Consider the following 12660-nt stretch of genomic DNA (forward strand, 5'->3'; position numbering starts at 1 on the left):
CGCTCAAAGATGGCTGATCAGCGTTCGCAACATCTTCCCGGTTGCGGGCTCGGCCAGGTACGCGCTGGCCATCGCGTCCAGCGCGGCCAGATTGGTCGCGCTGACATCATCCAGGTCATCCAGCCCGACCCGCAGCTCGGCCTGCATCCGGTGGTAGCCCTGACCGACGATCTGACGGGCGATGTAGTCCACCGAGTCGGTATTGCCGTCAAACAGCACGTCGATGATCGGGATTGCCCACTCCAGCGCACCCCATTCGCGTGCCTGCCTCAGCGAAATCGGCCGATTGCGTTGACCGCTGCCTACTGACAGCACGGTCAGCTGCTGGCAGTGTTGGACCTGCGCGTCGTGTCGTATTGCCTCGGCGATGGCGCACGCGGTGGGGTTGTTGGCAACCACGCCGCCATCAATGAGCGAGCATGGCTGTCCCTCCACGACCAATGGGTGGGCCGGGAAATAGGTCGGCGCTGCGGTCGAGGCGCGACACACCTCCCAAACCAGGAGGTCCTGGTGCTCGGCCTTGAAGCTCTTGAAGATCACCGGCTGGCGGGAAAGGGTGTCGTAGCTGGTGATGACCACCGGCATTTGCAGCTCGCCCAGGGTCAGTTTTCCAAACACCTCCCGCAATACGGATTCCAGGCCCTTGCCGTCGTATTTCGGCGCGGATGGGCCATCCCGAAAAAGGCGCCCCGCCCGCGACCACAGACGGTTGGCCATGCCGGGAAAGATGACCTGCCCGCGCTCGCGATACAGCCCGGCCATCTGCGCCGGTGCCAGGCCCATCCCAAGGCCGCAGGCGATCACCGCGCCGGTGGAACTGCCGGCAACCAGGTCGAAGCTTTTCTGCAGGCCCGGCCGCCCGGCTTCGGCAAGCGCGTCGGCTACGCCTTGCAACCAGGTACAGGTGACCAGACCACGTATGCCGCCGCCATCAATGGACAGAACTCGTCGCGCTTTCATGATTGCCGCCTCCGGTGGAGTTGATCCACGTTAAGCGGAGGCCGGCGCACGGAGTGCGACGGCGGGGCGGATCGACACAACTACGCGTGTGTCAGAACCACTCCAGCAGCGAGATGCCCAGACCGACCTGTGTGGAGCGGTGGTTGTAGTCGATCAGGCTCTCACCATAGCCGTCGAACACCTGCACATGTCCGCGCAAGGTACGGGTCAGCGGAAATCCCCAGTCGAACTGCAGGGCGCCGCGCGATTCGCTTCCGGTACGCAACGAGTGCCGTGCCATCAGTGCAAATTCGTGACCGTCGCGGACGTGTACCAGCGTCGCATCGGCACGGCCCATGTAGTTCTCGATGCCCGGGTTGTCATCATCGCTGCCTTCCGACAGCCGCCACCACGGGCGCACCATCAGCGCCCAGTCTTCGCGATCCATGCCGATGTTCACCATCACCCGGTTCCAGCTGCGCGAGAGCGGATCGGCACGGCCGTTGGACTGGTGGTTGACCCCAACACCGAGCATCCGTCCGCGCCAGCCGCCCGGCAGTCCGTAATTGTTGCGGAAGACCAGCATGACCTCCGGTTCGTAGTTGGACTCGCGGAACGGGCGTGAATCCTCGCCCTGATAGACCTGCCAGTGCGAGGTCTGGGTGTATGCCATCCAGAGGTCGCCGTTGCTGCCGATCAGGTTCTCCAACGCCTTGGTCTTGAAGCTGACCTGGAACTTCGCCTCGACGCTTTTCAGCGAGACCGGCTGCGCGGGAATGTTGGGATCGGAGCTGGTGGGGTTCTTGTTGGGACTGCTGTTCCAGACCGCGGGCAGCAGGTAGACCGGCTTGTAGGCGCGCAGATTGAAAACGCCCAGCTTGGAATCGCGTGCCAGCTCCCAGCGGCTGTCCAGCAATCCTCCCTTGCCTGCGTTGGCAATGCGCTCAACCAGTGCGTCGTCACCCGTATCGGTGCTGAAGAGGTTGCCGGCCACCAGACGGGCCCGGGCGGCAGCAGGGCTGGCTTCGCCCTGCTGAATCTCGCGGTTCGCCTGGCTGGCGCGCGCTTCGCGGGCGCGGTCGGCCTCGCTGTCCGCGCGCGCGGTATCGCTCGGGCGGCGGGCGAATACATTGTCGTAGCAGGCGAGTCTTTCGACATCCACGCCGAGCGCTGCGCACGCCTCCGGGGTCGCCGGGACTTCTGGCGACATCAGGTCCTGGGCGGACAGCGGAGCCGCGAGGGCGAAGGACGCCAGTGCAAGAAGGGGAAGCGAGGCGGGGTGGAAGACGGCTGGTGGCTTCACGGTTGTGCTCATGGATTTCAGGATTCGGGTGACATCAGGTCGTCGGGAGAGTGTGCGCGTTGCTCGACCGCAAGCTGATCGTCGATGTCGCGGTTGATGGAAGTGTCCTGGGGCGCCGTATCGGGACTCTCGTCCAGGGCCACGGCTTCGGCCGCAGTGGGCTTGGCGGCGGCCGCGGAGGCGTCGGGACCGGGCATCGGCACGACGTGCTGGATCGAGCGGGGCGGCTGGATGCCGGCCAGGAAGAGGCCATTGCGTACCGCACGGATTGCCGCGCTGCGAACACCGCCGAGGTCGTTCTGGCGCTGGTCGATCCAGCCAAAAAACTGGATGCGAATCTCGTTGCCATCGTAGCTGTTGATGATCGAGGACGGTCGCGGATCGGCCAGCACGCCGTCGATGCCGGCGATGCGCTCCAGACCCACCTCCTGCGCGGTGCCCATCGATGCCGCGCCATCCACCGGAATCACGAAATCAAACCGTCTCCGCGGGTTGCTGCTGAAGTTGAGCACCACCGACTTGAACACCAGCGCGTTGGGCAGGCTGAGCCGGTTCCCCTCCATGGTCATCAGGATCGTTGCGCGCGAGGTGAGTGCCACCACCTTGCCTTCGTAGGACTCAATGCGCAGCTTGTCTCCTGGTGAGAACGGGCGTCTCAGTCCCAGCAGGATGCCGGCGACGTAATTCTCGGCGATGTCCTTGAACGCGAACCCGAGCACAAGCCCGATCACTCCGGCCGAGCCGAGCACCGCGCCGAGCAGCGACGTCGCTCCCAGCAGGTTCAGCGCGGACAGGATGCCGACGATCAACACAAGCCATTGGACGAGGTTGCGCGCCAGTCCGTTAATATAGGGATTGCTCGTGCGCAACTTGTGCTGGCCGATGCGTCGGCCGAGCCAGCGCCCCAGCCACCAGGACGCGATAACCATCGCTACGGCAACGATCAGCAACGGCAGCGCTGCCAGCAGTCGGAATACCTTGTCTGTCGCGATTGCGGTCGCGGCGTCCAGCCGGTCGATCAGGTGCGTGGTGAGCGTCACCTGGTTTTCCACCGCGCTGATGCCGGGATGCTGGCTGGCAATCTGCTCGGCCAGCGCGCGGTCCTCGACCTCCAGCACGCTGCCCTCCAAACGGGCAACCCCACCGGTGACCGTGACGTTGATCGCATCCATACCGTCGGCTTTCTGCAATCGCCGGGCGACCTGCAGGGTGAGGACGTCATCGTCCAGCACTGGCGATGCTTCCGCGTCTAACCCGGCGGCCTGTGCAGGCCCGGGTGTGGTCGCGACGCTCGCAGCCGAGTCCTGGGCGATAACGCCGAAAGCGGACCACAGCAGGACCGCGCCGAGACCTGGCGCGAGCAGCGCGCGCAACAATCTGGACATCACCATTTCGGCGGGTCGGCTCAAAGTTGGGACTTGAAGGGCAGGGTAAAGCGCTCGGCCATCTTCTCCCGCCACGGCCGGTTGATCCACATCTCATGGGTGTAGCGCTTGGCAGACTCCAGGTCGTGCTCGAATACCGCGGTCATCGCCTCCGCGAACGCGGCGTCGTAGATGTTCAGGCTGGCCTCGTCATTGAGCCGGAAGGAGCGGATGTCGAAGTTGGTGGAGCCAACCGAGGTCATGTTGCCGTCCACCACCAGCAGTTTGGTGTGCATCATGGTCGGCTGGTATTCGTGGATCTCGATACCGTTGCGCAGCAGCGCACCCCAGGTGGAGCGCGACGAGATCTTCACCGAGGTCGAATCGATGTGCGGTCCCGGCAGGAGCACGCGGATACGCACGCCGCGTTCCCGCGCGGCCAGAAGGGCGTCGACGATCAGCTCGTCGGGCACGAAGTACGCTGCCGCCAGATCAATGGACCTCTGCGCTGCGGCGATCGACATCAGGTACATCAGATGCATGCTCTCGCTGCCGCCCGCGGGCGAGGCGATGATCATGTGCGCGTCCATCTCCCCGACGGGTTCGATCCGGGGGAAATAGGTGGGGCCGCTGAGGACCACGCCGGTTGTCTTGATCCAGTTGTCATTGAAGGCGGCCTGGACCTGGGCCACGGCTGGACCCTCGATACGGAAATGCATGTCGCGCCAGTGATCGGGATCCTCAGCCTTGCCTTCCCATTGGTCGGCGATGCCGACGCCGCCGGTGAAGCCGACGCGGCCGTCGATCACCAGCAGCTTGCGGTGGGTTCGGTTGTTCATCCGGGTGAGGCTGTACCACTTCAGCGGACGGTAGCGCTGCACCTCAACCCCGGCGTCCTCCATGGACTTGAGCAGTGCCTCGTCCATTTTCAGGCTGCCAACCCAGTCGATGGTCACATGCACCGGCAGTCCTGCGCGCGCGCGCTCGGACAGCGCATCGCTGAACTCGCGTCCTATGTCCCCGGACCAGTAAATATAGGTCTCGAAGGTGATTGAGGTGCGTGCGGACCGGATTGCTTCCAGCATCGCTGGAAAGATTTCCCGCCCATTGTTGAACGCTTCCACCCGGTTGCCTGAAAGGATCCCCGGCCCCAGCAAGACCGCCATCTCGCGCTCGTACTGCTCGTCGCCGATCGCGTAGTGGTGGTTGATCCGTCGCTGAATCTGTTTCTCGGAAGTGGTGAAGTTCAGCCCGATCACGACCACGATGGCAGTGACAAGCACACTCAGCACAACGACCCACGTCATATGTTTGCGGCTCCAGGACAGCATGGGGTTCCCCTATTTCCGCGGCCACTGTGAACAGGCGGTGCGTTGTGCGACGTGAAGATAGTGCGTGGCACGCGCAGGTGCCTCAGAAAAACCAGGCGGCGGCGAAGATGCCGAGCATGGCGAAGACCACGCCGATCTTCATCACCGTCCCCACCAGCATTCCCAGCCACGTACCAAAGCCAACCCGGGCTGCCCGCCCCAGATGGCGGTCATGCATCAGCTGCCCGATCAGCGCACCCAGGAACGGGCCTGCCAGCAAGCCGATCACACCAAAAAACAGACCGGCGACGGTGCCCACCACGGCGCCCACCAGGGCCATTCGGCTCGCCCCCACGCGCTTGGCCCCCATCGCGGTCGCCAAGAGATCGATGGCCACCGACAACACCGTCAGCAGCCCGAGCAGCAGCAGGATCCACGGCCCGACCTTCTCGAATCCGTTGGCCCATGCGGCCAGCAACATGCCGGAAAATATCAGCGGTATTCCCGGTAGTGCGGGCAGGATCGTGCCGGCCACACCCAACGCCACGAGCACGACGGCGATGACGTAGAAAAGCGCTTGGAGGTCCAAATCATCGGTCCGTCAGAAGGGATTGATTGCAATCTTGCGGTTCACGGGGTAGTTTCGGGCCGCTGTTTGTCAGGGTCATTGTGAATCACGGCCCGATGATGTGGTTCCCGGATCGCTCATCGTTGCACCTTGTTTCTTCCTTGCAACCAGCCTGGCGCAGCCGCGCCGGTTCAACTCAGAATGTTCCAAGGAGCTACAAGATGTCCAACCGTGAAAACGGAACCGTAAAATGGTTCAACGATGCCAAGGGTTTTGGCTTCATCAGCCGTGAAAATGGCGAAGACGTGTTCGTCCACTTCCGCGCCATCGAGTCCGACGGCTTCAAGAGCCTGCAGGAAGGCCAAGCGGTGTCCTTCGTGGTCACGCAGGGCCAGAAGGGTCTGCAGGCCGACCAGGTCCGCCCCGAGTAAGGGACGGCACTGCGGCAACAAAAAACCCCGGCCAGTCCGGGGTTTTTGTTGCCTGCGCAATGGAAGCCGCAGGCGATTCAGATCAGGCTTGCTCAGCGAAGATGCGCCGCGCCGCCGTAGACGCGCACGTAGGAACCTTCGCGCATGCCATTGACGTTCTTCTGGTCCACCGACACGGTCCGGCCGTTGTCCATGCGGACGTGGACGCGGTAGATGTCGCCCTGCATGTTGTTCTGGATGGCGTTTCCGGCCAGAGCGCCGGCAGCTGCACCTGCGACCGTCGCCGTATTGCGCCTGCCCGTGCTCTTGCTGCTGCCCAGCTCACGCCCGGCTACCGCGCCCACCACGCCACCCAGGACAGCGCCGGTGGCGTTGGGAACATTGGAACCGGTGGAGCCCATGTGCTCGATTCGCACGATGGTGCCGCAATCCTGACAACTGGTTTGACTGCCGTAAGCGGGCTGGCTGGTATAGCCGCCGCCGGAGCCGTAGCTCGGTCCTGTCGCGCAACCGGCCATTGCAAGCGCGGCGGCGGCGACCAGGGCGGTGGTAATGGAGCGCTGTTTGATGATGTTCATGCGGTTCTCCGACCTTGGAATTGGGGTGGGCAACAAGCCACGTCGCCAACTTAGGACCGCGCGGATGAACGCAGGGTCAACCCCTGCTGACGCCTCCGGGTTCGATCAGCGGAAGTCCTGATGACAGGCCTTGCAGTTCTCGCCGATCTTGTCGGCGGTGGCGACGAGCGTCTCGCAGTTCTCTGCCGGACTGGCCAGCGCGTCATCCAGGGTAGCGCGCAGGTCCCCGGCATGGCCCGCGAAACGCGCATCATCGGCCAAGCCCGGGAAAGCCGGCTCAAGGTCGTTGCTGACCGCGCGCAGAGTCTGCAGGTGCGGCACGGAGTCGGACGGGTTGCAGCGGTTGGCCTTGATGTTGCCACCCAGCTGCGCCGCGTGGGCGGCCATCATGTGCATCGCGGCGCCGGGGAAGTGGTCCTGCCAGGTCTTGCGGCCTTCTATGGTGCGCAGCAGCATCACCGTCGCCAGCACGCCGATGGCCAGGCCGACCAGTATGAGGATGATGTATTTGGCGCCGTTTCCATGGGGTTTCTGGTCGCCGTACGGGGTCTCGGGCCGGGGGTTGTTCATGGGCTGGGTTCCTGATGATTGGTCGAACGATAGCACGCAGGGTTCGGTCGCCCGTCGATGCCGGGCCCTACAATATCGCGATGGAAAACCCCTCTCTCGACCCTGTGCTGCTGGAACGATTCGGCGGTATCGATCGCTTGTATGGCGCTGGTGCGCTCGCCCGTTTCAGCCAGGCGCGTGTGGCGGTTGTTGGCATGGGCGGGGTGGGCTCCTGGGTTGTTGAGGCGCTGGTGCGCAGCGGCGTTGGTGGGTTGGTTCTAATCGATGCGGACGACATCTGTGTCTCCAACTCCAACCGCCAGTTGCCGGCGCACGAGGGCCAGTTCGGTCGACCCAAGGTCGTGGCGATGGCGGAGCGGTGCCGGAGCATCAACCCACTTGTCCAGGTGGAGGCGGTAGAGAGCTTCCTGACCGCGGCGAACGTGGGCGAGCTGCTGGACCGTGACTTCGATCTGGTTCTGGATGCCTGTGACAGCTTCCGCAGCAAGGTCGAACTGATTGCATGGTGCCGGCGCCGCAAGCTGCCGCTGGTGGTTTGCGGTTCGGCGGGTGGACGGCTGGATCCGACCCAGATCCGCGTGCGTGACCTGTCGCGCACCGAGCATGACGCGATGCTGGCGCTGATCCGCAAGAAATTGCGTGCCGAGTTCAATTTTCCGCGCAGTCCGCAACGCTACTTCAGCGTGCCGGCTGTGTACTCGCTGGAAAACGTGAAGTACCCGCAGGCGGACGGCACGGTGTGCGGTGTGCGCCCCAAGGTGGCGGGCGAGGCCTCGCTCAAGCTCGATTGCGGCGCGGGTCTGGGCGCGGCGACGCACATCACCGGTGCCTTTGCCTTTGCGATGGTCGGCAGGGCTCTGGAGCTGCTGTTGAAGGGGCGGGCGACGGTCTAGCGAGGGCGGTCGCTGGTTGGAGTAGCACCGTCCCGGCCTGCGTTGTTTTCTGGACGGCGGAAGAAACGGGGTTCAGTGGAAGTCGCGCGAGCGGGTGTCCAGCGTTCCCAGCAGCGGTGTCAGGTTTTCCAGCCGCCGGGCGATCAGGTGCTGTACGCCGCCGCGTGATTCCAGGCGGCCTTCCACCGCCAGCAATTGCGACTCCAGCAGTTCACGGCGCTGACGCTCGGCCAGGTCGTGCCAGACCACCACGTTGGTCATGCCGTCCTCGTCCTCCAGGGTCAGGAAGACCACGCCGCTGGCCGTCTGCGGACGCTGGCGCAGGGTCACCAGCCCGGCCGCGCGGACGTGGCGTCCGTGTGGAAGTTTCGCGATCTCGCCGGAGCGCCGCCACCGCCGCGCATCCAGGACCCGGCGCAGCATTGCCAGAGGGTGGCGGCCCAGGGTGGTGCCGGTCATGGCGTAGTCCGCGCGCATGTCCTCATCGGGCGAGGGCAGGGGCAGCACGATGCGTTCGGGCTCGCGGCTGGTGGCCGGGTCTGCAAATAACGGCAGTTGTGCCTCGATACCGGTGATCGCCCAGCGGGCGCGGTGGCGGTGTCCAGCCAGGCCCCGCAGCGCTCCGGCATCGGCCAGCAGCGATTGCCCCCGGCGATCCAGCGCCGCGCGGGCGCACAGGTCGGCGACATCGTGGAAGGGGGATTGCGCCCTCGCTCGTTCGATGCGTTGGGCTGCGTCCATGCTGAAGCCGCGCACCATGCGCAGGCCGAGGCGGATGCCGGGTTGGGAGGATTTACCGGATTGGGCAGTGCGCCGTCGCGCCGACGTTGCGTCGCGTAGGGCGGGCGCGGCATTCGAATTGGCCTCCAGGCTGCAATTCCAGTCGCTGTAGCGCACATCCACCGGCAAGGTGCGGATGCCGCGACGGCGTGCGTCCTGCAGCAGCTGGTCGGGCGAATAAAAGCCCATCGGCCAGGAGTTGATCAGCGCGCAGGCGAAGGCCGCCGGCTCGTGGCATTTCAGCCAGCTGCTGGTATAGGCAATCAGGGCGAAGCTGGCCGCGTGCGACTCGGGAAAGCCGTAGCTGCCGAAGCCCTTGATCTGCTCGAACAGGCGCTCGGCGTATTCGATGCTGTAGCCGTTGCGCAGCATGCCGGTCATCAGACGCTCGCGGTACGGCTCCAGTCCGCCGCGGCGCTTCCATGCCGCCATCGAGCGACGCAGCCGGTCCGCCTCGTCGGCACTGAAGTTGGCGGCGACCATGGCGATCTTCATCACCTGCTCTTGGAACAACGGCACGCCCAAGGTGCGCTTGAGCACGGTTTCCAGCTGGGGCGAGGGATAGGTGATCGCCTCCTCGCCGCGGCGGCGACGCAGGTAGGGATGCACCATGTCGCCCTGGATGGGGCCGGGACGGACAATCGCCACCTGGATTACCAGGTCGTAAAACTTGCGTGGCCGCAGCTGCGGCAGCATCGCAATCTGCGCGCGCGACTCGATCTGGAACACGCCCACGGTATCGGCGCGGCTGATCATCGCGAAGGTGTCGGGGTCATCGACCGGGATGTCGGCCACGGTGATGTCGCGGCGACCGCTGGCGCGCAGCAGGTCCAGGGTCTTGCGAACAGCGGTCAGCATGCCCAGCGCCAGGCAGTCCACCTTGAGCAGGCCCATCGTATCCAGGTCGTCCTTGTCCCACTGGATCACGGTGCGGTCGTCCATCGCCGCGTTCTCGACCGGCACCAGGGTGTGCAGCGGGTGTTCGGAGATCACAAAACCGCCGGGGTGCTGGGACAGGTGGCGAGGCATGCCGATCAGCTGCTCCGTCAGCGCCACCAGCTGGCGCATCACCGGGGATTCGGGGTCGAAGCCGCGCTCGCGCAGGTGCTCGTCCAGGGGTGCCTGGCCGCTCCAGCGGTCCAGCGTGGACGCCAGTTCGCCCAGCAGGTCCTGCGGCAGTCCCAGCGCGCGGCCGACGTCACGCACCGCGCCACGCCCCCGGTATTGCGTCGCCACCGCAGTCAGCGCGGCACGCTCGCGACCATAGCGATTGAAGACGTACTGGAGGACTTCCTCGCGGCGCTCGTGTTCGAAGTCGATGTCGATGTCCGGCGGCTCGTCGCGCTCGCGGGAGATGAAGCGCTCGAACAACAGGTCCATCCGCACCGGGTCGATCTCGGTGACGCCCAGCACGTAGCAGATAACCGAGTTGGCGGCCGAACCCCGGCCCTGGCAGAGGATGTTGCAGGAGCGTGCGTAGCGCACGATGTCGTGCACGGTGAGGAAGTAGGACTCGTAGCCCTTGTAGTGGACCAGTTCCAGCTCGTGCTCGATCAGCGCGCGCGCCTTGGGCTGGACACCCTCGGGCCAACGCCAGGCCGCGCCTTCCTCGACCAGTTGTCGCAGCCAGGAGGCGGCGGTGTGGCCGGCCGGCACCAGTTCGTGGGGGTACTCGTAGCGTAGCTCCCGCAGGTTGAAGCGGCACCGTCCGGCGATGCGGACGCTCTCGGCGAGCAGGTCTTCGGGGTAGATCGCGGCCAGTGCGCGGCGACTGCGCAGGTGGCGCTCGCCATTGGGGAACAGACGGTGCCCGGCATCGGCCAGAGTGGTGTGGTGGCGGACCGCGGTCAGGGTGTCCTGCAGGGTGCGCCGGCCGCGCACGTGCATGTGCACGTCGCCGGTGGCGACCAGTGGCAGGCCGAGACGCTCGCCGAGGCTGCGCAGGCGGGCCAGGCGGGCGTCGTCGTCGGGACCACGGTGCAGGGCGACCGCCAGCCAGGCGCGATCGGGGAAGGTGGCGTGCAGCCAGCGGGCGTGTTCGCTGTCGAGGGCGTCATCGCGGGCTTCCGCCTTGGGCAGCCACAAAGCGAGCAGGCCGTCGGTGGTGTCGAGGTCCTCGCGCAGCATTCGATACTTGCCCTTTGGCGCACGCCGCCGGGCGCGGGTCAGGCACTGGCACAGGCGGGAGTACCCGCCCAGGTCCTCCACCAGCAGGACCAGTTTTGGACCGTCCTCCAGCTGGATCTCGCTGCCGACGATCAGCGGGACGCCGCTCTTCTCGGAAGCCTCCAGCGCCCGCACGATGCCGGCCAGTGAGCCCTCGTCAGTGATCGCCAAGGCGCTATAGCCCTGTTGCCGGGCGCGCTCGAACAGCTCTGCCGCGGTCGACGCGCCGCGCTGGAAGCTGAAGGCCGACAGGCAGTGCAGCTCTGCGTAGGCGGGCATGGTCGCGCTCCCCCTTACGGAAGCCGTTTTCATGAGAACCAGCCGTGCAGCATGAAGCCGTCCGCCGCGCTGCTGGCGGGGTGGGGGCCGGTAGGGCGCGGGGGATCGCCGGCGGCGCGGTAGGCCCAGGCGCGTTGGCCCTGACTGGTCTGCAGCAGGTAGTAATCGCGGCGCAGGTCACCGTCCCACCAGCCGGTCTCGATGCGTTCGGGTCCGGCCAGAATGCGCAGGTGGTGATCCCGCAGCGGCACCGGATGCGACAGCAGCCAGCCCGGACGGGGCAGGTCACCGGGAGGAACAACGCGGGAGTGCTCGGCCTGCCAGGCCCGTTCGGGGCGATGGTCGGCGCGTACGCCCAGACCCTGCACGGACTCATCGCCGAGGCGGGCGCGCAGGCGTTCGCGCAATTGCTCCCACGGCACCGCTTGGTGTGGGCGCGCATCGAACAGGTCGCGCCCGGCAGGCACGAACGGGGGCAACTCACGGGCCAGCAGTTGCACGCCGCGTACCGGTGCTGGGACCCGGGCCTGTTCGAGCCGGCCACGGGCCAGTTCGAACAGCATCGCCGGATCACGCTCCGGTGCCAGCAGGCCGACCACCACCTCGGTATCGGCGCAGCGCTCGTGCTCCAGGACCAGCGTGAAGCGTTCCACACCACCGTCGCGTCCGGCCAGATAAGCGGCCAGGTCGGCGGTCAGGCGGCGCAGCGGGAACAGCAACGCCTGATTGGACTCGACGTCATAGTTGAGGTCGATCCGGGAGCTGAAGTTGTCCGGCGGCTGGTAATAACGCAGTGGCGTGGGCAGTGCACCGGTGAGGCGGTCCAGATGGGCGAGGGTGTCCTTGCCCACCCGTCGCCCCAGCGCGACGCGTGGCAGGGCGACGACCTGACCCAGCCTGCGCAGACCCATCCGACGCAGGCTGCTGGCCACTGCGGCGGGCAGGCCGCTGCGCTCCACCGGCAACTGGGCGAGCGCCTTGTGCAGGGGGCCGTCAGCCAGGATCGCCAGCCCGTCATGCTGGTTGGCCAGCGCGCGGGCGGCATACGGATTGGGTGCCAGCGTGATGCGGTGGCGGAATCCCAGCGCTTTGAGATCCTCGCGCAGCTGCGCCTCGAAACGCGGCCAGGGGCCGAACAGCTTGAAGCTGGCCTCGACTTCCAGCAGCAAGGCCGACGGCATGGCGTGGCTGACCAGTGAGCTGTAGCGGTAGGCCCACGCGGCCAGGAAGGTATGCCAGCGCACGTCATCGGCCGGATCGTGGGCCACGGCGGTGAAACGGCTGCACAGCGCCTGCGCGGCGCCCAGGGATTGGCCGGCCCGCAGTCCGGCGGTCTTGGCGGATGCGTTGACGGCACGCAGCACGCGGCGCTGCGCCGGCCCGGTCACCAGCGCCAGCGGGGCAGTGGGGTCAGGGTGGCGGCGCAGGACGCCGTCGAGCGCCAGTTGCGGCAGGAGGATGCAGGCCCAGAGCATTGGC

General features: G+C 66.1%; 11 protein-coding genes. 2 read left to right on the top strand and 9 right to left on the bottom strand.

Features of this window, described 5'->3' with window-relative positions; genetic code table 11:
* Nucleotides 1-3: 3 nt before the first annotated feature.
* From KZ491_RS02720 to KZ491_RS02740, 5 genes are all read right to left on the bottom strand, one after another.
* The gene (locus tag KZ491_RS02720; RefSeq protein WP_222564309.1) at nt 4-960 is read right to left on the bottom strand and encodes a patatin-like phospholipase family protein; all 957 of its coding nucleotides are present in this window, start codon (nt 958-960) and stop codon (nt 4-6) included.
* A 91-nt stretch (nt 961-1051) separates the two neighbouring features.
* Nucleotides 1052-2254: a phospholipase A gene (locus tag KZ491_RS02725; protein WP_222564310.1), complete on the bottom strand. Its 1203-nt coding sequence runs from the start codon at nt 2252-2254 to the stop codon at nt 1052-1054.
* A gap of 5 nt (nt 2255-2259) precedes the next feature.
* Nucleotides 2260-3627: a mechanosensitive ion channel family protein gene (locus KZ491_RS02730; RefSeq protein WP_222564311.1), complete on the bottom strand. Its 1368-nt coding sequence runs from the start codon at nt 3625-3627 to the stop codon at nt 2260-2262.
* Nucleotides 3628-3647: 20 nt separating this feature from the next.
* Nucleotides 3648-4913: a phospholipase D-like domain-containing protein gene (locus KZ491_RS02735; RefSeq protein ID WP_222564312.1), complete on the bottom strand. Its 1266-nt coding sequence runs from the start codon at nt 4911-4913 to the stop codon at nt 3648-3650.
* Nucleotides 4914-5019: 106 nt separating this feature from the next.
* Nucleotides 5020-5505 (bottom strand): DUF456 domain-containing protein, encoded by a 486-nt coding sequence (locus tag KZ491_RS02740; protein WP_222564313.1) that lies wholly within the window; start codon nt 5503-5505, stop codon nt 5020-5022.
* 200 nt (nt 5506-5705) lie between these two features.
* Here KZ491_RS02740 and KZ491_RS02745 point away from each other — a divergent pair, with 200 nt between their 5' ends.
* Entirely contained in the window at nt 5706-5915 is a 210-nt protein-coding gene (locus KZ491_RS02745) for a cold-shock protein (protein WP_043957790.1), read from the top strand.
* A 92-nt stretch (nt 5916-6007) separates the two neighbouring features.
* Here the strand turns inward: KZ491_RS02745 and KZ491_RS02750 are convergent, their stop codons facing one another.
* A complete protein-coding gene (locus KZ491_RS02750) occupies nt 6008-6493 on the bottom strand; it encodes a glycine zipper 2TM domain-containing protein (protein ID WP_246606471.1) in 486 nt (161 codons plus the stop codon).
* 105 nt (nt 6494-6598) lie between these two features.
* The gene (locus tag KZ491_RS02755) at nt 6599-7063 is read right to left on the bottom strand and encodes a cytochrome c (protein WP_222564314.1); all 465 of its coding nucleotides are present in this window, start codon (nt 7061-7063) and stop codon (nt 6599-6601) included.
* Between the two features lie 80 nt (nt 7064-7143).
* On the opposite strand from KZ491_RS02755, the gene KZ491_RS02760 reads away from it, so the two are divergent.
* Entirely contained in the window at nt 7144-7956 is an 813-nt protein-coding gene (locus tag KZ491_RS02760; RefSeq protein WP_222564315.1) for a tRNA threonylcarbamoyladenosine dehydratase, read from the top strand.
* 72 nt (nt 7957-8028) lie between these two features.
* On the opposite strand, the gene KZ491_RS02765 is transcribed toward KZ491_RS02760, so the two are convergent.
* Nucleotides 8029-11181: an error-prone DNA polymerase gene (locus tag KZ491_RS02765; protein ID WP_222564316.1), complete on the bottom strand. Its 3153-nt coding sequence runs from the start codon at nt 11179-11181 to the stop codon at nt 8029-8031.
* A 29-nt stretch (nt 11182-11210) separates the two neighbouring features.
* Entirely contained in the window at nt 11211-12656 is a 1446-nt protein-coding gene (locus KZ491_RS02770; RefSeq protein ID WP_222564317.1) for a Y-family DNA polymerase, read from the bottom strand.
* Between the last annotated feature and the right edge of the window lie 4 nt (nt 12657-12660).

It is taken from the genome of Novilysobacter antarcticus, assembly GCF_019802285.1.
Classification (GTDB): Bacteria; Pseudomonadota; Gammaproteobacteria; order Xanthomonadales; family Xanthomonadaceae; genus Novilysobacter; species Novilysobacter antarcticus.

Coding starts and splice junctions, on each gene's coding strand:
- KZ491_RS02720 (WP_222564309.1), bottom strand. CDS start 960: ATGAAAGCGCGACGAGTTCTGTCCATTGATGGCGGCGGCATACGTGGT.
- KZ491_RS02725 (WP_222564310.1), bottom strand. CDS start 2,254: ATGAGCACAACCGTGAAGCCACCAGCCGTCTTCCACCCCGCCTCGCTT.
- KZ491_RS02730 (WP_222564311.1), bottom strand. CDS start 3,627: ATGTCCAGATTGTTGCGCGCGCTGCTCGCGCCAGGTCTCGGCGCGGTC.
- KZ491_RS02735 (WP_222564312.1), bottom strand. CDS start 4,913: ATGACGTGGGTCGTTGTGCTGAGTGTGCTTGTCACTGCCATCGTGGTC.
- KZ491_RS02745 (WP_043957790.1), top strand. CDS start 5,706: ATGTCCAACCGTGAAAACGGAACCGTAAAATGGTTCAACGATGCCAAG.
- KZ491_RS02750 (WP_246606471.1), bottom strand. CDS start 6,493: ATGAACATCATCAAACAGCGCTCCATTACCACCGCCCTGGTCGCCGCC.
- KZ491_RS02755 (WP_222564314.1), bottom strand. CDS start 7,063: ATGAACAACCCCCGGCCCGAGACCCCGTACGGCGACCAGAAACCCCAT.
- KZ491_RS02760 (WP_222564315.1), top strand. CDS start 7,144: ATGGAAAACCCCTCTCTCGACCCTGTGCTGCTGGAACGATTCGGCGGT.
- KZ491_RS02765 (WP_222564316.1), bottom strand. CDS start 11,181: ATGCCCGCCTACGCAGAGCTGCACTGCCTGTCGGCCTTCAGCTTCCAG.
- KZ491_RS02770 (WP_222564317.1), bottom strand. CDS start 12,656: ATGCTCTGGGCCTGCATCCTCCTGCCGCAACTGGCGCTCGACGGCGTC.